This window comes from Brevundimonas sp. 374 (assembly GCF_900102995.1).
Classification (GTDB): Bacteria; Pseudomonadota; Alphaproteobacteria; order Caulobacterales; family Caulobacteraceae; genus Brevundimonas; species Brevundimonas vesicularis_C.
This window is the reverse complement of sequence record NZ_FNKT01000001.1, coordinates 789,232-812,399: the sequence shown is the minus strand read 5'-3', so window position 1 is coordinate 812,399 and position 23,168 is coordinate 789,232. Positions and strand designations below refer to the sequence as shown.

Below are 23,168 nucleotides of genomic sequence, written 5' to 3'. Positions count from 1 at the left end.
CCGCAACGCACCGGCGCGGCAATTGGTCAAGCTGTCCTGCTGGACGTAGCCCCCTCGCACCTGATAATCAGTGTCAAAGAAACGCGGAGCCGTTGGGGAGCGGCCTCGCCCGTGCGAGCGTAGAATTGACCGACACCATCAAGTTGAGCCAGGCCCGACGCGGCGATCGCGGCGTCATCGTTCAGGTGGGCGCCCATTGTCACCATCAGGGCGAGGCGGTCGAGCTGGAACGCCGTCTGCTTGAACTGGGCTTTGTCGAAGGCGCGCAGATCGAACTGCTGCACGAAGGTCTGTTCGGACGCGACCCGATCGCCATGAAGGTGGACGACATGCGCGTGGCCCTGCGTCGCCACGAGGCGGAAAGCCTCTCGATCCGGCTGGGCGCCGCCTGATGGACATTGCGCTGAAGACTGCTCGCGTCGCACTGGTGGGAAACCCCAACAGCGGCAAGACGGCTCTGTTCAACGCCCTGACCGGCGCTCACCAGAAGGTCGCCAACTACGCCGGCGTGACGGTGGAGCGCAAGGAAGGCCTGATCCGCGCCGCCTCGGGCCGCACGATGTCGGTGCTGGACCTGCCCGGCACCTATTCCCTGCGCGCGCGCAGCCCGGACGAGGAGGTCACGCGCGACGCCGTCCTGGGGCGATTGGCCGGCGAGACGCCGCCCGACGTGGTGGTCTGCGTCGCCGACGCCACCAATCTGCGTCTGGTCCTGCGCCTGATTCTGGAGCTGAAGGCCGTCGGCCGGCCGATGGTTCTGGCGTTGAACATGTATGACATCGCCCAGCGCCAGGGCCTGCGCATTGATCTGGAGCGATTGCGCGCCGAACTGGGCGTGCCAATCATCACCACCGTGGCCACGCGCAGGCGCGGCATCGACGATCTGGTCGCCGCCATTGAGGACCACGCCGCCGTCGCCGCCGTGACCGAAAGCCAATGGCGCAGTCCGGACGCCGCCGAGTTACGAACCGCCGCCCGCGAAGCCGAGCGGATCATGAAGGCCTGCGTCCGCCCCCCCGAACGGCCTGACACACTCACCGGCAGGATCGATTCGGTGCTGCTGCATCCGGTCGGCGGGCTGCTGATCCTGTTCGCCCTGCTGTTCGTGATGTTCCAGGCCGTGTTCAGTTGGGCCGCGCCCGTGATGGACGGCATCGAGGCCGGTATCGCCTGGTTGGGCGGTCTGGTCGCCAATGTGCTGCCCGACGGTCTGCTGCAAAGCCTGATCGTGGACGGCATCATTTCCGGCGTCGGCAGCGTGCTAGTGTTCCTGCCGCAGATTCTGATCCTCTTCCTGTTCATCATCGCGTTGGAAGACTTCGGCTATATGGCCCGTGCGGCCTTCCTGATGGACAAGATCATGGGCGGCGCAGGGCTGCACGGCCGGGCCTTCATACCCCTGCTGTCCAGTTTCGCCTGCGCCATTCCCGGCGTCATGGCGGCGCGGGTGATCGATTCGCGACGCGATCGCCTGACCACCATCCTGGTCGCCCCGCTGATGACCTGCTCGGCGCGCATCCCGGTCTATACGCTGATCATCGCCGCCTTCATTCCCAATGAGACGGTCTGGGGCTTTGCGAACCTGCAAGGCCTTGTGATGTTTGGACTGTACGCTGCCGGGATCGTCAGCGCCCTGATCGTGTCCCTGCTGATCCGCAAGGTGTTCTGGCGCGGCGCGGTCGAGCCCTTCATGATGGAGCTTCCGGCCTACAAGACGCCGGACCTGCGCAGCGTGGGCTTCAATCTGTGGCTTCGGGCCAAGATCTTCCTGAACCGCGCGGGCCGCATCATCCTGCCGTTGGTGATCATTCTGTGGGTGCTCGCGACCTTCCCCTATCCGCCGGAGAATGCGACCCTGCCGGCCATCGACTATTCGTTCGCGGGCATGATCGGCCGGGCGCTCGAGCCCGTTTTCGCGCCCATCGGATTCAACTGGCAGATGGTGATCGCCCTGATCCCCGGCATGGCGGCGCGCGAGGTCGCGGTGGCGGCGCTGGGCACGACCTACGCCATCGCTGACGCCGAAAATGCGACGGGCCTTCTGGCGTCGACCCTGGCGTCGCACTGGTCGCTGGCGACGGCGTTGTCCTTCCTGGCCTGGTACATCTTTGCGCCCCAGTGCGTGGCGACCTTGGGCGTCGTGCGGCGCGAGACCAACTCGCTGAAATGGACCTGGATCATGATCGGCTACATGTTCGGTCTGGCCTATCTGGCGTCGCTGGTGACCTATCATGTGGCGGTGGCGCTAGGTGGCGGCTAAGCCAGAGGGGTTCGCCGCCTTCGGGACGCCCTGATGAATGCTGTACTCGCCGCCGCCATCATGGGCGGCTTGGGCCTGATCGTCGGCAGTTTCATCGCCGCCGTCAGCGTTCGCCTGCCGCGCGACGAGGACATCGTCGTCGCCCGCTCGCGGTGCCGGGGCTGCGATCAGACGTTACGCCCCTGGGAGCTTGTGCCGGTCTTCAGCTGGCTTGCCTTGCGCGGTCGGTGTGCGCGATGCCACACCCGAATTTCGCCGCGTTATCCCCTGATCGAACTGGCGTCGGCCGGCGTCGGCATTTGGGCCGGGGTGTGGGGTGCGACAGGCGCCACCTCAGCGTTCATGATCGCCGCCACGGCCGTTCTGGGTTGGCAGTTGTTGCTGATCGCCATCGTCGACGGCGAACACTTCTGGCTGCCGGATAGTCTGACGCTGCCCTTGATCTCGACAGGGGTTACGGTCGCCCTGATCCTGGATTGGGGCCTCGGTTTTTCCCATCTGATCGGTGCGGCTGTCGGGTTCTGTGGTCTGTGGCTGGTCGGTTGGCTCTACCAACTCGTCCGAAAGCGCCAGGGACTGGGGGGAGGCGACCCCTTCCTGTTCGCGGGGGCAGGGGCCTGGGTCGGCTGGATGGGCCTGCCCAGCGTGCTGCTGTGGGCCTGCGCGGTCGGGCTCAGTCTGGTCTTCGGCATTCTGGTGGTCCGGCGCAGCGTCAGCGGATCGGAGAAGCTGCCCTTCGGCGTCTTCCTGGCCGTCGGGATCTGGTTGACGTGGCTTTATGGACCGTTGGGCCTCTAACGTCCGGTCGTCAGCTTCACGATAATGATGGCCGCCGTGTCCAGAATGGCCTCTGGCGTATCGGCCCGCCGCAAGAGATCGAAACTGGCCGCCGTCGATTCCGCGATGGAGGCGATCTGATACGAGGCCAGACGCGGATTGTAGTCCTTGGGGTGCAGACCGCTGGCGTGGGCCTGGGCCACGCGGCGTTCGATGGACAGGTGAAGCCGGCGCAAACGGCGCACCCGGCTTTCGACGAAGGCCGCGTCGCCATTGTCCGCCAGCATATGTTCGACACGCAGCACCTGACCGTGGCTGCGCCAGATGGCCATCACATTCAGAATAAAGGCGCGCGCGATGACGAAGGCCTTGTCGCCCGGCCAGTCGGCCTGGAAATGCGCGGCCAATCCCTGGAAATCCGTCGCGGCGACCTCGCACAGCGCCAGAACAGGCTCTTCGACCGTCTTGAAATAGGTGTAGAAGTTGGACGGCGACACGCCGGCGGCCGAGGCCAGATCGGCGACGCGGATTTCCCCGTAATGCCGCTCGTTCAACAGGCGTTGGGTAGCGTCGAGGATCGCTTGGCGGGTTCTGCCGCCTCGCGCACCGATCTTGTGGCCCAGCTTGTTGGTTGTGTCGGCCATGTCCCCGATGGTCGAAAGGCGTGGTGCCGGCTGCAGGAATCGAACCCGCGACATCCAGTTTACAAAACTGGCGCTCTACCAACTGAGCTAAGCCGGCCCGCACGGGCGGTGAGCGGCCCTTATGTCCAGCCTCGCGCCCGGACGCAAGGCGCCAGCGCCGCCTTGCCTAAAATCCGACGTCCGACGCCGAAAACAAGCTGAGGTTCGATGATGGTAACCGGTGTCTTTTTGCGGTCCATGTTGTAGGCTTGTTGGATCAAGATCGAGAGGCGAACCAAGCCTCCGCCACGAGGCAATGAGAAACGCTATGGTTCATCCGCTCAAACTGAACCCCGATCGCCTGTTTCCGGCGGACGCCGACACCCGGGCGATCGCGCGTCGTCTGTATGGCGAGATCAAGGGGCTGCCGATCATCAGCCCGCATGGTCATACGGACCCGAGCTGGTTTGCGTTGAACGAACCCTTCGCCAATCCGGCCGAACTTCTGATCACACCCGACCACTACGTCTTCCGCATGCTGCACTCGCAGGGCATGGCGATGGAGGATCTGGGCGTGCCGCGCGCCGATGGCGGGCCGGTCGAGACCGATCCACGCGAGATCTGGCGGCGCTTCGCCGAGAACTATCACCTGTTCCGGGGGACGCCTTCACGGATGTGGCACGACTGGGTCTATGCCGAGGCCTTCGGCATCGACGTGCGCCTGTCGGCCGAGACGGCGGATCACTATTACGACGTAATCGATGCGGCCCTGAAGACCGACGGCTTCAGGCCGCGCGCCCTCTTCGATCGCTACAATATCGAAGTCCTGACCACGACCGAGAGCCCGCTGGACACGCTGGAGCATCACAAGACCATCGCAGCCTCGGGCTGGAAGGGAAGGGTGCTGACCGCTTATCGCCCGGATCCGGTTCTAGATCCGGACTATGAAGGGTTCCGCGACAATCTGAGGGTTCTGGCCGAGCAGACCGGCCGCGATACGCTGAGCTGGGACGGATACCTCCAGGCCCTGCGCGACCGGCGCGCCTTCTTCATTGAAATGGGCGCCACCTCGACCGATCACGGCCACCCGACCGCCTTCACTGCCGATCTGCCAAAGGCCGAAGCCGAGGCCCTGTTCCGGCGTGTCTCGACCGCCCCTGCCAGCGCTGTCGACGCCGAACTGTTCCGCGGCCAGATGCTGACCGAAATGGCCGCCATGTCGGTCGAGGATGGTCTGGTGATGCAGCTTCACCCCGGCAGCTTCCGTAACCACTCGGCCACCGTCTTCAACCGCTTCGGCCGTGACAAGGGCTGCGATATCCCGACCCAGACCGACTACGTGCGCGCGCTGAAGCCGCTGCTGGATCGGTTCGGCTCGGACAGCCGTCTGTCTCTGATCCTGTTCACCTTGGACGAAACCACTTACAGCCGCGAACTCGCGCCACTCGCCGGCCACTATCCGGCTCTGAAGCTGGGACCCAGTTGGTGGTTCCACGACAGTCCCGAAGGGATGCGTCGCTTCCGCGAGCAGGTCACCGAGACGGCTGGCTTCTACAATACCGTCGGCTTCAACGACGACACCCGCGCCTTCCTGTCCATTCCCGCCCGTCATGACGTGGCGCGGCGCATGGACTGCGGCTTCCTGGCTAAACTGGTCGTCGAGCATCGGATGGAGGAGGACGAGGCTCACGAACTGGCCCACGCTCTGACCTATGGCCTGGTCAAGGCGGCCTACAAGCTGTGAGTAGACTGAACCAAGCCGGCCTGACGGGGCTGCCCGCCGACATCGCCGTCCCCGGCTACGACCGCGCCCAGGTGAAGACGGGTGTCGTCCATCTGGGCATCGGCGCCTTCCACCGCGCCCACCAGGCGGTCGTGTTCGACGATGCGATCAGGTCGGGCGATCCGCGCTGGGGTGTGCTGGGCGCTTCGCTTCGGTCGCCCGGTGTACGCGATCAGCTGAATCCGCAGGACGGGCTGTACACCCTGGTCGTGCGTGACGGATCGGACGATCATCTGCGGGTGATCGGCGCCTGCGCAGGCGTGATGGTCGGGCCGGATGACCCCGCCGCCCTGGTCGCCGCCATGGCCGACGCCGATGTCCACATCATCACCCTGACCGTGACCGAGAAGGGCTATCGCCTCGATCCGGCGACCGGCGACCTGCTTTTGAGCGACGCTGATGTCGCGGCCGATCTGGTTGATATCGCCGCGCCCCGCACCGCGCCTGGATTCATCGTCGCGGCGTTGCAGGCGCGAAGGGCGGCGGGGCTGAAGCCCTTCACCGTCATCAGTTGCGACAACCTTCCCCACAACGGCAAGCGTATCCGTGCCGGGGTCATCGCCATGGCGCGCCGGATCGACCCGTCGCTGGCGGACTGGATCGAAGCCGAGGGCGCCTTCCCCCAGACGATGATCGATCGGATTGTCCCGGCGACCACCTCCGACGACATCGTCCGCCTGACCGCGCGTCTCGGAGTCGAGGACCGGGGCATGGTCAAGGCCGAACCCTTCACCCAGTGGGTGATCGAGGACTGGTTCGCCGGCGATCGGCCCGACTTCGCGTCTCTCGGCGTGCAACTGACCGACGCGGTCGAGCCTTGGGAGGACGCCAAGCTGCGCCTGCTGAATGGCGCCCACTCGGCGATCGCCTATCTGGGCGCTTTGTCGGGTTACGAGCATGTCCACGAGGCTGTCGCCGTCCCCGCGTTCCGCGCCTATGTCGAGGCCCTGTGGGACGAGGCCGAAACGACGCTGAACCCGCCGCCGGGCCTGGACATCCCCGCCTATCGCGAGGCGCTGATGGCCCGCTTCTCCAATGCGGCTCTGATGCACCGCACGCGCCAGATCGCCATGGACGGCTCGCAGAAACTGCCCCAGCGCCTGCTGGCCGGCGCCGCCGAACGTCTGGCGGCGGGGCAGGGGATCGAGGCCATGGCCCTGGGAATCGCCGCCTGGATGAGATGGCAGTCGGGCGTGACCGAGAGCGGCGAGGCCTTCGTCGTCGACGATCCGCTGGCGGCTAAGACCGCCGAACTTCTGGCCGGCGCCAACAATGATCTGGCGCGGGTCTCGACTCTGCTGAGCCTGTCCGCCGTCTTCCCGCCTGCGTTGGCCGCCGACGACCGGTTCGTCGCAGCGGTCACGGGTACCTATCTGTCGGTCAGCCAGAACGGCGCGGTCGAGGCCGCGCGTCTGGTCGCGGAGTAGTCCATGTCTCGCGTCCTGATCCTGAACTCCGCCGACGATGTCGCCATCGCCCTGGACGACATCGCCAGCGGCGATACGCCTGATGGCCTGACCGCGCCGGCGCGCGCCGACATCGCCACCGGCCACAAGATCGCCCGTCATGCGATGGAGGCGGGCGGTCTGGTCCGCCGCTACGGCCAGGTCATCGGGCGCGCCAAGACCGCTATCGCCGCCGGTGCTCACGTCCACGTCCACAACCTGGCCATGGCGGAGGACGGGCGTGAAGCCGAGGTCGGGGCCGACCTGCGTCCGCCTGCGGCGTTGTCGGGCGTGACGTTCAGCGGCATCGTTCGCCCAGGCGGCCGCGTCGGCACGCGCAACTATATCGGCGTCCTGACCAGCGTGAACTGTTCGGCCACAGTGGCGCGCCGCATCGCCGACGCCTTCCCGGATTCCATCCTGCCTGCGGGCGTCGATGGCGTGGTCGCTTTCACTCACCAAGGCGGTTGCGGCGGCTCATCGCTCAGCAGCGACGTCACCCTGCTGCAGCGGACCTTGGCCGGTTATGCCCGGCACCCGAACTTCCATTCCATCCTGATCGTAGGCCTGGGCTGCGAGGCCAATCAGATACCCGCCTGGCTCGCCAACGAAGGCCTTCAATCCGGCCCGCATCTGCACGCCCTGACGATCCAGGAGGCTGGCGGCACGGCCCGGGCGATCGAGGCCGGGATCGAGATCGTACGCGATCTGGTCGTGGACGCCGCCAAGGTCCAGCGCCAACCTGTCTCCGCGTCCTACCTGACCGTCGGCTTGCAATGCGGGGGTTCGGACGGCTGGTCCGGGGTCACCGCCAATCCGGCCTTGGGCGCCGCAGTCGATCTGCTGGTCGCGCACGGGGGCTCGGCCATGCTGTCGGAAACGCCCGAAATCTGGGGTGCGGAACATCTGCTGCTCCGGCGCGCGGCGTCGCAGAACGTTGCGGACAAGCTGAACGCGCGTCTGGCGTGGTGGCGTGACTATGCGGATCGCCATCAGATGGAGCTGAACAACAATCCGTCGCCCGGCAATCTGAAGGGCGGTTTGACCACCATCCTGGAAAAGTCGCTGGGTGCGGTGGCCAAGTCCGGTTCGACCCCGCTGAACGACGTGATCGGATACGCCGAACCGCTTCAGGCCAAGGGCCTCAGTTTCATGGACAGCCCCGGTTACGACCCGTGCTCGGCGACGGGCCAGATCGCCTCGGGCGCCAATCTGATCGTCTTCACCACGGGCCGGGGCTCGGTCTTCGGCGCCAAGCCCGCCCCGTCGATCAAGGTCGCCTCCAACGCCAGGCTGGCGAACTGGATGGACGAGGACATGGACATCGACGCCTCGCCCGTCCTGACGGGAACCAGCTTGGCCGAGGTCGGCGGGGTCATCTTCCGCAAAATGCTTGATGTCGCGTCAGGCGAGCCGTCCAAATCCGAGGCCCTCGGCATCGGCGACAACGAGTTCGTGCCCTGGCAGGTGGGGGCGTATTTGTAGAGGCGGCGAGGGATCCGAAAACCTCAATCGCCGCCTTTTTCCTGGGTAAAAAAGAAGGCCCGGAGCTGTCCGCTCCGGGCCTTTAGTTTGTCACGCTGGAGGCGTCAGGGAGGGAAGCTCAATACTTCCAGCGCAATCCCACGGCGATCTCTCGGCCGGTGTGACGGTAGTCGGACACGCGGTTGGTCACATCGACATAACGGTCGGTGTAGGCGTCCGTCAGATTGATGCCTTCAAGCGAGAAGGTCAGGTTCGGCGTGAACTCGTAGGACATCGAGGCATCGACATTGGTGGTGTCGTTGACGCCTTCTTCGGAGTTGCCGTTCGCGCCGGGGAAGGACAGCAGATACTGGCTGCGGTGTGCGACCGAGACGCGGGCCTGGAACGGCCCATCCTCATAATACAGGGTCGCGTTGGCGGTGTTCTTCGACTGGCCGGTCAGGCGGTTCTTGCCGGCCGTGCCGTAGCTGACTTCGGAATCAACCCAGGTGACGTTCCCGGTGAAGCCGAAGTTGGACCACAGACCGGGCAGGAAGGTGAAGGGCTGCTGATACTGGATTTCGATCCCTTTCAGCGCGCCGCCTTCGCCGTTCAGGCGGCGCGTGACCTGGAAGATGTCAGTCGGGCTGGCAGCGCCCTGAAGCAATTCGTTGGGCAGGCCCAGCTGGTTGTAGGGGATACCGACTGTTTCGGATGTGATGAAGCTGTCGATGTCTTTGTAGAAGACGGCGGCGGCCAAAAGGCCCTCATTCTGGAAATACCACTCGACCGAGAAATCGTAGTTGGTGGCGCGGAACGGGTCGAGAAGCGGATTTCCGTAGGAGACTGTGCGGGTGGTCGGTGAGACGCTGCCGCCCGGGGTCAGATCGCCGAGGGTTGGACGGGACATCACCTTGGCGGCGCCCAGGCGAATCACGACGTCGTCACGCGGCTCCAGCGCCAGGTTGAAGGACGGCAAGACGTCGTCATAGTCGTTGTCGGTTGTCACATAGTCATAAGTCGTGACCGGCGGCGTCCCCACTGCGATCGTTTGCCAGCCTTTGGCAGTGACCTCGGTCTGGGCGTAGCGGATGCCGGCATTGCCGCGCAGGACCATACCTCCGACAGTCGTATTGAAGTCGGCCTGGAGGAAGACGCCCTTATCCGTTTCGTCCACTTCACGCTCGCTGCGATTAGGGACCAAGGGATCGTCATAGAAGCTGAGGAAATCAGCAATCTTTGAAATGTCGGGAACGATGAAGCTGAGATCAGAGCCTGCGCCGGCGCTTACTCCATCCCCGATGCTGACGACGCGTCCGATGCTGTCGACCCCGGTCAGCCGATCGGCGCCGGTCGGAGACGTTTTGGTCCGCGTCAGGCCAAAGGTCTCGAACCCGTAGGTGCGATACTCGCCGCCGATCTTGAAGGTCAGGGAGTCGGACCAGTCATAGGCCAACGAGCCGGCGCCGACCTTATTGTCAAAGTTGCCGCCGGCGTTACTGCGCGTCGCATTGACCAGGGTGAAGCGTTGACCCGAAGTGACGTCAAAGCCGTAGTTTATGCGCGGCCGGCGATCATCCTCGCGGAAGTCGAAGGTATAGCCGTTTACGCCTGCGGCCTCGAAGGCATAGGCTACATTGAGCGGCGTGCGGGCTTCGGATCGGTTGGCGCCGACCTTCAGATTGCCATGCAGCCGGTCGCTGAAATCGTGGCGGACGTTCAGAGAGGCCTGGTAGAAGTTGCTTTCGTTGCGGGTGAAGCCGTTCTCGGCGCGCACCAGCATGTTGTCGAATACGCCGTAGGACAGGATGTTCTTGTCGGCGTCGATCGCATAATCGCGCACGACGACGCTGTTGACGTTGGCGCGACTGAACGACCAGGCTTCGATGTTCGGGCTTTCCAGTTCCGAATTAAACCGCGACCACAGGACGTCCAGCACCGCCTCGGTGCGGTCGCTCGGCCGCCATTGCAGCGCGCCCGTCATGCCCAGGCGGTCTTCCTGAGTATTGCCCAAGGTGTAGCGCGGGATGCGGGGATAGAAGGCGTTCAGGACGGCGTCACGTTGCGCCGTCGTGGTGCAGGGAATGCAGCCGCCGAAGTTCTGGCCGCGCCCATAGGGGTTGCCGGCGGCATTGACGTTTGACGGGTCGCCCTTTTGCCAACGCGTCGTGTTGAAGCTGCCCAGGATTGGCGACCGCTCGGAATAGGCGACTGACACCAGGGCGCCAAAGGTTCGGTCCTCGTTCGACCAGCTGAGCAGACCCGCGAGCCGCGGCACCGTCTTCTCAGACAGATCATTGTACGAGCCCTGCACAGACAGGGCGGAGTTCAGGCCGCTGCCGCTGAAGTCCAGGGGGCGACCCGTCTGCAGATCGACGGTGGCGCCCAGCGAGCCCTCTTCGATCTCGGCCGATTGCGTCTTGCGAACCTTGATGCTGTTGAACAGTTCGGACGCGAACATTGAGAAGTCGAAGCTGCGGTTGCGGTTGCCGCCAGACGCAGCCTGGGCTTCCAGGCCGTTGATGCGAGTGCGGGTGAAATCGGAACCCAAACCACGCACCGATATGGTGGTGCCTTGGCCGTTCACACGGTCGATGGTCACGCCGGGCAGGCGCTGGATCGCTTCGGCCAGGTTCTGATCGGGAAAGTCGGCCATGTCTTCAGCCAGGATGGCGTCCACCGCTCCGGCTTCGCGGCGCTTGATGTTCAGCGCCTGTTGCAGGCTGGACCGGAAGCCGGTGACGACGATTTCATCGACCACGGTTGCGTCCTGGGCGGCGTCTTGCGTGACGGGTTCTGAGGCAGGAACCGCCTGAGCCGCAGCCGCCGACGCACCCATCAGGGCCGCCAGGGATACGCCAACCACGCACAGAGTCCGGGTGTTGGTCCGTCGCATTCGTTCTCTCCCCATCCCGGCGTCCATCTGGCACCGGTGTCATTTTGTGGCATGCTGTCGCGTATATTCGGATTAGCGACGTGTCGCTTATTGCAACAGCTTCCCGCATTTTGCAACAAGGTGATATCAGGACCGAGAGATTCCGCCGAGAACGTCGATAAATCCTCGACATCTCAGGCGTTAGGGCTCGAGAAGCTGCCGATGGTTCTAAGCGCCACGATCGATTTCGACAGCATAGACGTGGTTGGCGCCGTGCATGTTCGACACGAAGACGATCCATTTTGCGTCCGGTGTGAAAGTCAGATTCGGCTCAAGCCTGTAGTCGTGGTTGGACAGATCCACGATCCGCTCGGAGCGCAGATATTCGACGAAGATCTGGTTGTCCTTGTCGCTTGACGGATCTTCATCAACGATCGGTTCCGGGCGCAGCAGGACGAGCCATTTACCGTCGGGCGCATGAGCGACCATGTCGCCGTCGCCGCCGTCGCCAGCGAATAGACTGCCGTCCGGCGAGACGTTGTAATGGACCGACCAGTCATTCTGCTCGACCCGACGATAGACCCGGCGGCCCGTCTCCAGATCGACCGAGGCAACCCAGAAGACCTGGCCGCGCGGGGTTTGCAGGTCATAGAGCACCTGTTTGCCGTCCGGGCTGAACCATTCGTGGCCGAAGATCTCGAAGTTCATCGTCCGCTGATGGGTCTTTCTCAGGCCCGTGCCATCTGCGCGGATAGCCCACATTCGATCCACGCGGTGCCAAGGCCCTTCATGGCAAAAAATGACCTGCTGGGGATCGGTGGGGGAGAACTGCGTGTGGCCGATCCATTCGTTGGTCTTGTGGATCACGCGTCGCTCGCCCGTGGTCAGGTCGATGACGAAGATTTCCATCGGATAGCGCGCGGCCCAGCGTTGAAGCATCCGCACGCCCTTGGCGCGGGCGAAGTTCAGCGGCTTTCCGTCCGGCCCATCAGCTTCGTACTCGGCCTGGTCGAAGCGGCGGTTGCGCGGGTCGGGCACGGTCGGCTGGAGCGGTTGGCTGTCATAGGCCACGAAGCCCAAGAGCAGCGTCTCATCGGCATTGACCGAATTGATCTGGCCGTTCGGAATGCGGCCGATCTCGCGACGCTGTTTGGTGTCAACGTCGATGACGAACAGGGTCTTGGCGCGGTCCATCAACTGAACTTCGCCAGGTGTGGTCACCGAATAATAGACGTTGCGCCCCTTGCGGCCCGTGAACATCAGGTCGGCGTCATGGTCGGGAACCAAGACTTTGACGGCCCAGGTCGCCAGATCGACGGTTGAGATGCCCTGAGGCGTCGAGATGACCATCAGGTCGGGCGCCCCGACCTTCTTGGGCAAGAACATGTTCTTGTAGAAATAAGGCTTTCCGCCCCCGCCATCGGGCGAGACGCGGCGGATGCGATGGCCGGTCTTCGGATCGACCCACTCGGTCGGCACCGGGCCGTCCCAGCGCGGCCGCTCGACCGGCGTCTCTTGAGTCGAGGGCGGGGCGGTGTTGGGCGCGGGCCAGACGGGGGTCTGTCCCGGCGCTTGCGGGACGGCCGGCGTGGTCCGCGCCTGAGCGGTCGTCGTGGTGAAGGCGCCGACGGCGGGGGCGCTGAGCAGAGCTTTCAGGGCGGTGCGTCTCGAGGTCGTCATTGGGGCGGTCCTCTCGGTTTTCTTGATTACGGCGCGGGGGTCAGGCCTTCGACACGGACGGTCCAGCCTTCCTTTGGGAAGCCGGGCGCGTGGCCGCTGGACCCGTCCCAACCCGCCGCCATCAGACCGACGGCCATAAGCAGGGATCCGTTGGACGGGAAATAAGTCTCGGCTGCGCGGCGATAGCCCGGACCATCCGGATTGACCGCCATCGTCACGCCGCCGGCACCGGCCGAGACGGGCACCAGTTCGTCGGCGTGTTCATCCAGGTGAACGCGAGGCGTCATGCCGGTGACGCCCCACTGATTATTCTTCATGTCGGCGAACAGCCAGTTCACCGCCTTCTCCGGTTCGCCAAGGCGAGCCGCCGTCATCGCCATCATCGGGAAGTCCCAGCCCCAGGTCTGGCGCACGTCCCAGTTCTGCTCCACAGCTTCAAACGTGCGGCGCATGGCGGCTGGATCGATCCGCGTGCCGGGAATGAAGCCATAGGCCATCAGGAAGGAGGGATGGTCGCGGTTCTTGCACTGAGCCGCCGCTGCGTGTCGGCGACAGGCGTCGGACATGGCCGTCTCCCAAAAGTCCGGCACGCTCTCGACAGGCAGATACAGGCCGTCCCTCATCGGCGGCGGCGCGATCTTGGCCAGGGCCTGATCCCAATCGGCGCGGCGGGCCTGACCCTTGCGTTCGCGCCACTTTTGGGCGGTTTCCAGCGCCCACCGGAAATACTCGACTTCGAAGGTCGGGTTCACCGTGGTCAAGGGATCGTAGTTCTCCTGGGCCGGGATCATCGGCGTGCCCAGGTTCAGCCGGCCGTCGTGTTCGATGGGCCAGGAGGCCAACAGGTCGGCGGTCGCCTCGACCACCTCGCCGTATCGGTCGAGCACGGCCGGATCCTTGTCGGCCCGCCAGACCAGTTCGGCCAAAAGGATCGGATGCGGCTGCTGCCACATGATGAAGGGCGAAACCAAGCTGGGGCTGTTGCGACCCTCTGGCCCCACCATCTTGGGCCACCAAGCGCCCTTGACCTGGTGACGGGCGGCCGCGGCGCGCGCGTTGTCCAGATTGCCGACGTACCAAGGCAGGCTGCGTTCAAGTATGTCGGGATGGCCCCACATGGCCTGCCAGCCAGCGTGCCAGGGATGCATTTCCAGGTGGAACTTACCGTACCAGCTGTTGGAGAACAGGCCTTCTTCTTGCGGCGGCAGTTCGCCGGCGCCGTTCACCGCCGACAGGTATTGCGACAGGACGACGCGACGTTCCAGTTCTGCCGCTCGCGGATCGGTAGAGCCCGTGAAATCAACGGCGCCGCCCTGGGTCCAGAAACTGTTCCAGTGTGCAGTCGTTGCCTGGACGCTGGCGGAGTAAGCAGGCGTCTTCTCAACGGGCTCTTGCTGATCGAAGCGGACCATGACGGTCAGCCGGTCGCGACCAGCAGCGGCCACGCGGAAGGCGTCGGGGCCGCTTTGTTCGATCTTACCGGATGCGGTGATGCCGGAATAATAAGTGGTGTCGTCCAGGGTGCGGCGAATATGGACGTCGCCTGTGTCGGAGGCGACGATGTTCAGGCTCTGGTCGCCATCGCGCTCGAACGTCGTCGGGTCGGGATTGATGGCGGGGTTCACGCCCGGATAGCGAACCTGAACGCCCAGGCCGTTGGCGGCCACCAGAGGCGAGGCGATTTCGACCATGACCATGTCCAGCGTCGGGTGGACGCGGGTCACCACCTCGACCGGTTGGCCGTCATAGGTGAAGCGGCTGGTCAGGGCACCGAACCACATATCCAACGTCTGACGTGTGTCGGCGACCTTGGCGAAGTCCAGCGGCTTGCCGTCGGCGAAGGTCAGGCCGATGCGGCTGAGTGAGAACCGATGCGGATTGGCCCGCAGCCAGGTGTAGGCGGGCTGGGTCTCGGCGACCGCCCACGACTTCATCCAGGCATAGGGCTGCTCGCCCCGACCCGGCACGGGTACGTCGATCAGGCCGTCCTGTTCGGTATAGCCGTTGGGATTGGGAAAGCTGTGCCAGGCCCACTGGGCCATGGTCAGCAGGGGCGACAGTTCCGAATACTGCTCCGGGAAGGTCTGGAGCCCGGTGATGTCGGCGGTGAAGCCCAGGTCGCCGTTACCCAGCATGATCGGGGCATGTCGGTCGATGGCGGTCAGGGTCACGTTGTGGCGCGTGACCAAGGCGTGGCGGTCGATGGGAGACGCCGGCACCAAGGCTGCGGTGGGCGCGACCGTTTGGGCGCAGGCGGTCGTGGAACCGGCCAACAGCGTGAAGGCGAGGAGGGCTGTGCGAAGAGGCATCACTTCGCCTCCGCCTTGAGCCCTAGCCCCGCACCTTTCCAGCCGTACCAGGCGACGACGGCGAAGCAGGTGGCGGGCAGGAGGAAGGCGACGTTGGCGCCGTAGAGGTCGGCGATCTTGCCCATGGGCCAGGGCAGCAGAACGCCGCCGCCAATGGCCATGACCATGAGGGACGAGGCCTTCTTGGTGCCGGCGCCTAGGCCGGCGGTGCCCAGGGCGAAGATGGTCGCGAACATGGTGGACATGAAGAAGAAGACGGCCAGCAGGGCGATGGGGGAGACCTTGTCGATACCGGCGGCGACAATCAGCGTCAGCACGACATTGATGACGCCGTAGGCCGTCAGAAGCACGCGTGGCTTGATCTTCAGCAGAAGCGCGGTGGCGAAGAAGCGCCCGACCAGATAGCCGATTGCCGCCAGCGACAGCATGAAGGCGCCCTGCTGCGAGGTCAGGCCCTGCCAGTTGTGCGTCACTAGGTTGATGAAATAGGCGCCGATGCCGACCTGGGCGCCGATGTAGAGGGCTTGAGTGATCACGCCGGCGACGAAGTGCGGCTGTTTGGACAGGGGCAGGGCAGGGGCGTCGCCTTGCGCCGCACCGCCGTGGTCGGACAGCCCGGTCTCCGGCAAACGGGCGCGCCAGACGGCAAAGGCGAACAGGACCACGCCGACGGCGATCAGCCCGTACACGATCTGGATCGAACGGGTCGCGCCGCCCAGGGCTTCGGTCGTCGTCGGGCTGAAAAAGACCGCGCCGCCGATCAGGGGGCCGAAGAAGACGCCTAGGGCGTTGAACGACTGGGCCAGGTTCAGCCGCTGTGAGGCCTTGGCCGGATCGCCCAGGACGTTGACGTAGGTGTCCGCGCTGGTCTCGAGGATGCACAGACCGGCGGCGAGAACGAACATCGAGCCGACGAAGGGCAGGAAGGCGCCCGCCCCCGCCGCCGGGATGAAGAGCAAGGCGCCGATGGCGGTGACCGCCAGGCCCGACACGATGCCGAACTTGTAGCCCCGCGCATGCAGCAGCATGCCTGCCGGAATCGACAGCAGCAGATAGGCTCCGAAATAGGCGATCTGCAGCCAGGCGCTGTCAGCTTGGCTGATGCTCAGCGTCTCCTGGAAATGCTTGTTCAGCACGTCCAGCAGACCATAGGCCAGGCCCCAGATCAGGAAGCAAGCGATGGCGAAGGCCAGCGGGCCCTTCAGGGAGGCGGCAGGCTTGGCGAGGCCTCCGGGCGTGTGGGCGGCGTCGGTCTCGATGACCATGGGATACTCTCCTGGTGTTCCTCGGGCCTCGCCGTCTTGATGCGGCTTTGGCGGATGGGTCAGATACGGTAGATCGCCTCGGCATTGGCGGCGAACAGGCGGTCGCGTTCGTCGGCCGAGAAGTCGGCCGTGATCGCGTCGAAGGCGGAATAGAAGGCGGCGAAGGTTCCGTGGACGCTTTCGACGGGGAAGTCCGAGGCGAACATGGCGCGCTCGGTGCCGAAGGCGTCGATGCATTCGAGGACGGTCGGGCGGATGCTGTCGGGCGTCCAGGCACGGTCGGTGATTCCCAGGCCTGAGATCTTGATCGAGACCTGAGGCTGGGCGGCCAGCAGGCGCAGACCTGTGCGCCAGCGCGCCATGCCCGCCGCATCGCGGTCGGTCGGCAGGCCGGCGTGGTTGATGATGATCGGGATGTCGGGATGGCGGGCGGCGATGATGGCGGCGGTGGCCATCTGGGATGGATAGAGCTGGAGGTCGAAGGACAGCCCATAGTGCGCCAGCTTGGCGAAGCCCTCGACCCATTTCGGATCACGCAACAGATCGCGGTCGGTGTAGGTCTTCAACGGATCTTCGTGCCAGCAGACGATCTGACGCACGCCGCGGACGTTCGGCCGGGCGGCGTGAGCTTCCAGCAGGGCGTCCAAATCAGGATCCAGCATGTCGGCGCCAGCGACGATGGCGTGCGGATAACCGGTGTCATCAGCGATCGACTGAAGCCAGTCGGTCTCGGCCAGCTGCTGGCCCATCGGCTGGCCCGCCTCGACGTGGACGATCTTGTCCACGCGCCAGCTGGCCGTATCGGCCAGATAGTCGTCCAGCAGATAGTTTGCGTTGGCGATGGGCGACATGTCACCCGCCGGATTGTTCGGCAGGGGATCGTCCTGAAGCCAGCCATAGCGCGCACGCGACAGGTCCCACAGGTGGACGTGGCCGTCGACGATGCGAAGGTTCGAAGCCACGCGTGCGTCCTAATAGGTCGTTCTGCCGCCGGACGTGTCGAACGTCGAGGCGGTGGTGAAGCTGCATTCTTCCGAGGCCATGAAACAGACCATGGCGGCGCTCTCGTCGACCTCGCCCAGGCGACCCATGGGGATCTTGGAGCGCATGTAGTCGACCTGGCTTTGCGGCATCTGGGCCAAGATCGGGCTTTCGAAGGTGGCCGGGGTCAGGCTGTTGGCGATGACGTCCTTGCCGGCTAGTTCCTTGCCCAGCGACTTGGTGAAGCCGATGACGCCGGCCTTGGACGCCGAATAGGCGCTGGCGTTGGGGTTGCCTTCCTTGCCCGCGACCGAGGCCACGTTGACGATGCGGCCATAGCCGTTGGTCAGCATGAAGGGCACGATGGCGCGGCAGCAGTAGAAGACGCCGTTCAGATTGATGTCGACGACGCGTTTCCAGCTGTCGATCGGGAACTCGTGCACCGGCACGGTGGCGCCGGTGATGCCGGCCGAGGCGATCAGGATGTCGATCTTGCCCAGCGCCTTGTTGGATTCCTCGGCCGCTGCAGCGACGGCGTCTGCGTCCGAGACGTCCAGGGCCACGACGTGGGTCGCGCCGACCTCTTCGGCCGCCGCCTTCAGCGCGTCGGCGTTCAGATCCCACAGTACGACTTTGCCACCCTCGGAGACGATCCGAGCGGCCGAGGCCTTGCCTAGGCCGGAGGCGCCGCCGGTGACGACGGCGGTGCGGCCCGCGAACCGATCCCGGTAGGCGCTCATCGGGTCCACTCCACGAAGGTCTGACCCTGTTCACCCAGCTTCTGGATGCCCAGACGGACCATGTCGCCAGCCTTGAGATAGAGCGGCGGCTTCTGGCCCAGGCCCACGCCAGGCGGGGTGCCGGTGGTGATCAGGTCGCCAGGCTCCAGCGTCATGAACTCTGACAGATAGGAGACGATCTCGGCGACGCCGAAAATCATCGTCCGGGTGTTGCCGGTCTGCATGCGCTTGCCGTTCAGGTCCAGCCACATGTCCAGGTCCTGAACGTCGCCGACCTCGTCGGTCGTCACCAGCCAGGGGCCGACGGGGCCGAAGGTGTCGCAACCCTTGCCCTTGTCCCAGGTGCCGCCGCGCTCGGTCTGATAGGCGCGCTCGGACACGTCGTTGATCAGGACATAGCCGGCGACATGATCCAGCGCCTCGGCCTGGATGACGTAGGAGGCGGGCTTGCCGATGACGATGCCCAGCTCGACCTCCCAATCGGTCTTTTCCGAACCGCGCGGGATGACCACGTCATCGTTCGGCCCGTTCAGACAGGTGATGGCCTTGGTGAACAGGACCGGCTCGGCCGGGATCGGCAGGTTCGATTCCTCCGCGTGATCTGCGAAGTTCAGGCCGATGGCCAGGAATTTGCGCACGCCATTGATCGGCACGCCATAGCGGGGCTGGCCCTCGACCAGGGGCAGGGTGGTCGGGTCGATGGCCTTCAGCGCCTCGAGCGCCGGGCCGTGCAGTTGGTCCGGTGTGACGTCGGCGATAACGCCCGACAGGTCGCGGATGCGCCCCTCGGCGTCCAGCGTGCCCGGCTTTTCCTGGCCCTTGGGCCCGTAACGCAGTAGTTTCATGGTGGAAGTAGGGCTTTCGTCTTAGCGCGCGTACGGGCGATGCAGGGCGATGTCGCGGTTCAGCTCGACGCCGAAGCCGGGGGTATCTGGAACCTTCAGGCGGCCGTTTACGGGGACGGGTTCGCCGATCAGTTGCGGGTGGAACATGGGCACGACCTCGTCGGCGCCGGGGGCCATCATCAGGAACTCGGCGAACGGGCTGTTATGGCGGGTCACCACGAAGTGGTAGGAATAGACCGATGAGCCGTGCGGGATCATCAGCACGCCCTTGGCGTCGGCCATGGCGGAGATCTTGATCAGTTCGGTGACGCCGCCGCACCAGCCCACGTCCGGCTGGATGATGTCGCAGCATTCCATCTCCAAGAGCATGCGGAAGCCCCAGCGGGTGGCCTCATGCTCGCCGGTCGTGACCAGCATCCCCTTGGGAGCGTTCTTCTTCAGCGCCTGATAGCCCCAGTAGTCGTCGGGGCTGAGCGCCTCCTCGATCCACTTCAGACCCAGCTTGTGCGCCGCGTGGGCCAGGCGGGTGGCGTAGTTCAGGTCTAGCGCCATCCAGCAGTCGAACATCAGCCAGAAGTCGTCGCCGCAGGCGTTCCGCATGGCTGCGAGTTCAGCGATGTTCTTGTGCAGGCCTTCCTCGCCCTCGGCCGGGCCGTGGTGCAGGGGCATCTTGCCGCCGATGAAGCCCAGTTCCTTGGCTTTGTCGGGCCGCGCACCGGTGGCGTAGAAGGTCAGTTGGTCGCGCACCGCCCCGCCCAGCATGGCGAAGACCGGCTCCTGACGCAGACGGCCCAGCAGGTCCCACAGCGCCAGATCGACGCCGGAGATGGCGTTCACCACCAGACCCTTGCGGCCATAATACTGCGTCGAGAAATACATCTGGTCCCAGATCTTTTCGACCTCGGACGGATCGCGGCCTTCCAGGAAGCGGGCGAGGTGTTTCTCGACGATATAGGCGGCGGGTTCGCCGCCGGTCGTGACCGCAAACCCGACCACGCCGTTCTCGGCCTCGATCTCGACGACCAGGGTGCCCAGCACATTGATGCCGAAGCTGCGGCGGCTCTGGCGGTACTCAGGGTATTTCGCCATGGGCGTGGCGATGTGGTCGTCGATCCAGTGGCCATCGCCCTGATCGTGGTAGTCGGCGCCGCCGCCCGTGCCGTCGTTCTTCACGACGAAGGCGCGAACGTGCTTGATGCGGGGGAGGCGGCTCATCGCCTCATCACCAGTGATTGGCGATTCGCTCCCATAATGCGGGATTTCACTGGCGTTCCTCCGTGCACAGCGTCAAAGTCAGGTCCGTGTAGTGGATAGACTTGCGCGTTTTGCTACATTCTGAGAATGAGGATTACGAAATGGGACGAACGCCGTCAATCAAGACCGCACAGGTCGATGGGGATGAAGAGGTCGGCGCTAAGGCGTCCGGTAGCCAGACCCTATTGCGGGGTCTGGACGTTATCGACGCCCTGATCGACGGCTCACTGCCGCTGGCCGAATTGTCCGAAAAGCTGGAGCTGACGCGCAGCACGACCCATCGTCTGGCCTCGGCCCTGGTCGAGCGGCGGTTGCTGTCCTTCCGCCCGCGCGAGGGCTATTCTCTCGGCCCCAAGCTGCTGGAGCTTGGCCATGCCGCCAGCCAGCAGATGCATTTGCCGCGCGTCGCACGGCCCTGGTTGGAACAGCTGTCGGCCCAGACCGACGATACGGTCCACCTGGGCGTGCTGGACGGCCGTCATGCGCTCTATCTGGACAAGGTGGCGGGGCGCAGGCGGATCAACATCGGCTCGCGCCTGGGCGAACGTCATCCGATCGCCTCGACCGGCCTGGGCAAGGCGCTGATCCTGGACAAGACCGAGGCGGATTGGATCGACTTCTACGCCGAGCCGGGCGCCACCTACGACTCGTCGGCCCGCGCCGTCTGGCTGGAGCGGATGCATGGCTATGCCCAGAAGGGCTATGCCTTCGACCTGGAAGAGAACGAAGACCAAATCCGTTGCGTCGCCGCGCCGATCCGTTCGGTGAACGGCCAGATCGTCGCCGCGCTCAGCGTGTCTTCCGCTGCCCAATATATGTCCGACGCTCGGATGACCGAACTGACCAAGACCGTGACCGAGGCCGCCGACGCGATCAGCGCAGACCTGGGCTGGTCGCCCAAATCCTGAAACCGAACCACCGCCGGAGCCCGCATGCTGCTTGAGAACAAGGTCGTCCTGATCACGGGCGCATCGCGGGGTATCGGACGGGCGACGGCGATCGAAGCTGCACGCCAGGGGGCGGATGTCGCCTTGAATACCTTCCGAGACGAGACGGCCGCCGCCGAGGTGGTCGCCGAGATCGAGGCGCTGGGCCGCCGGGCCATCGCCGTCGACGGCGATGTGGCCCAGCCCGAGAGCGCCGCAGCCTTCGTCGATGCCGCCGTTCAGGCGCTGGGCCGGGTGGACGTCTTCGTCTCCAACGCTGGCATCTGTCCGTTCCACGCCTTCCTCGACATGCCGGTCGAGACCCTGCGCCGGACGATGGAGGTCAATCTTCACGGCGCCTATTACATGGTGCAGGCGGCGGCCAATCAGATGGTCAAGCAGGGAGACGTCGGCGCTATTGTCGCCATCAGCTCGATCTCGGCGCTCGTCGGCGGTGAGATGCAGACCCATTACACGCCGACCAAGGCGGGGGTGCACAGCCTGATGCAGTCCTGCGCCGTCGCCCTGGGCCGTCACGGCATCCGCTGCAACTCCGTCCTGCCCGGCACCATCGCCACCGACATCAACAAGGACGACCTCGCCGACCCGCAGAAGCGCGAATATATGGAGGGCCGCATTCCGCTGGGCCGTCTGGGCCGGCCGGAGGACATCGCCTCGGTCGTCGCCTTCCTGGCCTCGGACATGGCGTCCTATATGTCCGGCGCGGCCCTGTTGGTCGACGGCGGCGCCTTCGCCAACTTCCAGTAGGATGAGCGCGTGATCATTTCGTCGCCGAGCGATTATCGGGAAGCCGCGCGGCGCAAGCTGCCGCCCTTCCTGTTCCACTACATCGACGGCGGCGCCTATGCCGAGCAGACCCTGCGTCGCAATGTCGAGGACTGGCAGTCCATCGCCCTTCGCCAGCGCGTGCTGCAGGACATGACCAGTCTCAGCCTTGAGACGAAGCTGTTCGACGAGACCCTGCGCCTGCCGATCATCCTGGGGCCCGTCGGCCTGACCGGCATGTATGCGCGCAGGGGCGAAGTGCAGGCGGCCAAGGCGGCGGCCTCGCGCGCCGTGCCCTTCACTCTGTCGACCGTCTCTGTCTGCCCGATCGAGGAGGTCGCGCCGGCCATCGACCGACCCATGTGGTTCCAGCTCTATGTGCTGCGTGATCGCGGCTTCATGAAGAATGCGCTGGAGCGCGCCAGGGCGGCGGGAGTGAAGACCCTGGTCTTCACCGTCGATATGCCGACGCCGGGCGCTCGCTATCGCGACGCCCATTCGGGCATGAGTGGGCCCAATGCCGAGATTCGCCGCATGGTCCAGGCGATGACCCATCCGGCCTGGACCTGGGACGTCGGGGTGCGCGGCACGCCGCACGATCTGGGCAATGTCTCGGCCTATCTGGGCAAGCCGACGGGGCTCGCTGACTACATCGGTTGGCTGGCCAACAACTTCGATCCCTCGATCTCGTGGAAAGACCTGCAATGGATCCGCGATTTCTGGGACGGGCCGATGATCATCAAGGGCATCCTGGATCCGCAGGACGCCCGCGACGCCGTCAGCTTCGGCGCAGACGGCATCGTGGTGTCGAACCACGGCGGGCGTCAGTTGGACGGGGTGCTGTCGTCTGCCTGCGCTCTGCCCGCCATCGCCAACGCGGTGCAGGGCGAGCTGAAGATTCTGGTGGATTCCGGCATCCGCAACGGTCTGGACGTGGTCCGCGCCATCGCCCTGGGCGCCGACGCTGTCCTGCTGGGCCGGGCCTTCATCTACGCCCTGGCGGCGAAGGGCCAGGCGGGGGTCGAAAACCTGCTGGATCTGTTCGAAAAGGAAATACGCGTCGCCATGACCCTGACCGGGGCCAAGTCAGTCTCGGGCATGACCCAAGAGATGCTGGCGATCTGACGCGGATCAGTGCGTCATCCCCGCCACGAA

At 65.0% G+C, this 23,168-nt stretch carries 18 protein-coding genes and 1 tRNA gene; 9 read left to right on the top strand and 10 right to left on the bottom strand.

All coding sequences use genetic code 11. The features are described from left to right. Nucleotides 1-125: 125 nt before the first annotated feature. The 3 genes from BLR19_RS04020 to BLR19_RS04010 are packed head-to-tail and all read left to right on the top strand — an operon-like array spanning nucleotide 126 to nucleotide 3,058. Complete coding sequence (locus BLR19_RS04020; protein WP_055754847.1) at nucleotides 126-392, top strand: FeoA family protein; 267 nt, start codon at nucleotides 126-128, stop codon at nucleotides 390-392. Then, nucleotides 392-2,260 carry a ferrous iron transporter B gene (locus tag BLR19_RS04015; protein ID WP_091747449.1) on the top strand — a complete coding sequence of 623 codons (1,869 nt, stop codon included), beginning with the start codon at nucleotides 392-394 and terminating at the stop codon, nucleotides 2,258-2,260. The genes BLR19_RS04020 and BLR19_RS04015 overlap by 1 nt, the downstream gene beginning before the upstream one ends. A 33-nt stretch (nucleotides 2,261-2,293) precedes the next feature. Beyond that, the gene (locus BLR19_RS04010; RefSeq protein ID WP_091747447.1) at nucleotides 2,294-3,058 is read left to right on the top strand and encodes a prepilin peptidase; all 765 of its coding nucleotides are present in this window, start codon (nucleotides 2,294-2,296) and stop codon (nucleotides 3,056-3,058) included. Here BLR19_RS04010 and BLR19_RS04005 read toward each other — a convergent pair. Next, nucleotides 3,055-3,681, bottom strand: coding sequence for a TetR/AcrR family transcriptional regulator (locus tag BLR19_RS04005; protein ID WP_055754850.1), 627 nt, complete (start codon nucleotides 3,679-3,681; stop codon nucleotides 3,055-3,057). The genes BLR19_RS04010 and BLR19_RS04005 overlap by 4 nt on opposite strands. A 21-nt stretch (nucleotides 3,682-3,702) precedes the next feature. Then, nucleotides 3,703-3,778: transfer RNA gene (locus tag BLR19_RS04000), tRNA-Thr, on the bottom strand. A gap of 210 nt (nucleotides 3,779-3,988) precedes the next feature. On the opposite strand from BLR19_RS04000, the gene uxaC reads away from it, so the two are divergent. From uxaC to BLR19_RS03985, 3 genes are read left to right on the top strand one after another with little or no spacing between them, the layout of a single operon-like run. Next, nucleotides 3,989-5,404, top strand: coding sequence for a glucuronate isomerase (uxaC, locus tag BLR19_RS03995; protein WP_091747444.1), 1,416 nt, complete (start codon nucleotides 3,989-3,991; stop codon nucleotides 5,402-5,404). Further along, nucleotides 5,401-6,870: a mannitol dehydrogenase family protein gene (locus BLR19_RS03990; protein ID WP_091747443.1), complete on the top strand. Its 1,470-nt coding sequence runs from the start codon at nucleotides 5,401-5,403 to the stop codon at nucleotides 6,868-6,870. The genes uxaC and BLR19_RS03990 overlap by 4 nt, the downstream gene beginning before the upstream one ends. Before the next feature lie 3 nt (nucleotides 6,871-6,873). Further along, a complete protein-coding gene (locus BLR19_RS03985) occupies nucleotides 6,874-8,373 on the top strand; it encodes a UxaA family hydrolase (RefSeq protein ID WP_055754853.1) in 1,500 nt (499 codons plus the stop codon). Nucleotides 8,374-8,491: 118 nt separating this feature from the next. Here BLR19_RS03985 and BLR19_RS03980 read toward each other — a convergent pair whose 3' ends face one another. The 8 genes from BLR19_RS03980 to rhmD form a co-directional block, all read right to left on the bottom strand. Continuing rightward, a complete protein-coding gene (locus BLR19_RS03980; RefSeq protein ID WP_176758263.1) occupies nucleotides 8,492-11,248 on the bottom strand; it encodes a TonB-dependent receptor in 2,757 nt (918 codons plus the stop codon). A gap of 207 nt (nucleotides 11,249-11,455) precedes the next feature. Then, nucleotides 11,456-12,907 (bottom strand): oligogalacturonate lyase family protein, encoded by a 1,452-nt coding sequence (locus tag BLR19_RS03975; protein WP_091747437.1) that lies wholly within the window; start codon nucleotides 12,905-12,907, stop codon nucleotides 11,456-11,458. A 26-nt stretch (nucleotides 12,908-12,933) separates the two neighbouring features. Beyond that, complete coding sequence (locus tag BLR19_RS03970) at nucleotides 12,934-15,216, bottom strand: hypothetical protein (protein ID WP_255366422.1); 2,283 nt, start codon at nucleotides 15,214-15,216, stop codon at nucleotides 12,934-12,936. Beyond that, entirely contained in the window at nucleotides 15,216-16,481 is a 1,266-nt protein-coding gene (locus tag BLR19_RS03965; protein WP_091747434.1) for a sugar MFS transporter, read from the bottom strand. The genes BLR19_RS03970 and BLR19_RS03965 overlap by 1 nt, the downstream gene beginning before the upstream one ends. A gap of 59 nt (nucleotides 16,482-16,540) precedes the next feature. Next, nucleotides 16,541-17,443: an amidohydrolase family protein gene (locus BLR19_RS03960; protein WP_091747431.1), complete on the bottom strand. Its 903-nt coding sequence runs from the start codon at nucleotides 17,441-17,443 to the stop codon at nucleotides 16,541-16,543. 9 nt (nucleotides 17,444-17,452) lie between these two features. Beyond that, nucleotides 17,453-18,202 (bottom strand): SDR family NAD(P)-dependent oxidoreductase, encoded by a 750-nt coding sequence (locus BLR19_RS03955; protein ID WP_091747428.1) that lies wholly within the window; start codon nucleotides 18,200-18,202, stop codon nucleotides 17,453-17,455. Continuing rightward, nucleotides 18,199-19,047, bottom strand: a complete 849-nt coding sequence (locus tag BLR19_RS03950; protein WP_091747426.1) for a 2,4-didehydro-3-deoxy-L-rhamnonate hydrolase — start codon at nucleotides 19,045-19,047, stop codon at nucleotides 18,199-18,201. Before BLR19_RS03950 ends, BLR19_RS03955 begins: the two co-directional genes overlap by 4 nt. 21 nt (nucleotides 19,048-19,068) lie before the next feature. Further along, a complete protein-coding gene (gene rhmD, locus BLR19_RS03945; RefSeq protein ID WP_091747423.1) occupies nucleotides 19,069-20,262 on the bottom strand; it encodes an L-rhamnonate dehydratase in 1,194 nt (397 codons plus the stop codon). A 140-nt stretch (nucleotides 20,263-20,402) separates the two neighbouring features. Here rhmD and BLR19_RS03940 point away from each other — a divergent pair, with 140 nt between their 5' ends. The 3 genes from BLR19_RS03940 to lldD are packed head-to-tail and all read left to right on the top strand — an operon-like array spanning nucleotide 20,403 to nucleotide 23,138. Continuing rightward, nucleotides 20,403-21,209 carry an IclR family transcriptional regulator gene (locus BLR19_RS03940; protein ID WP_091747421.1) on the top strand — a complete coding sequence of 269 codons (807 nt, stop codon included), beginning with the start codon at nucleotides 20,403-20,405 and terminating at the stop codon, nucleotides 21,207-21,209. A gap of 24 nt (nucleotides 21,210-21,233) precedes the next feature. Next, nucleotides 21,234-21,995, top strand: a complete 762-nt coding sequence (locus tag BLR19_RS03935) for an SDR family NAD(P)-dependent oxidoreductase (protein ID WP_091747418.1) — start codon at nucleotides 21,234-21,236, stop codon at nucleotides 21,993-21,995. A gap of 9 nt (nucleotides 21,996-22,004) precedes the next feature. Further along, entirely contained in the window at nucleotides 22,005-23,138 is a 1,134-nt protein-coding gene (gene lldD / locus BLR19_RS03930; protein ID WP_091747415.1) for an FMN-dependent L-lactate dehydrogenase LldD, read from the top strand. Nucleotides 23,139-23,168: the final 30 nt, after the last annotated feature.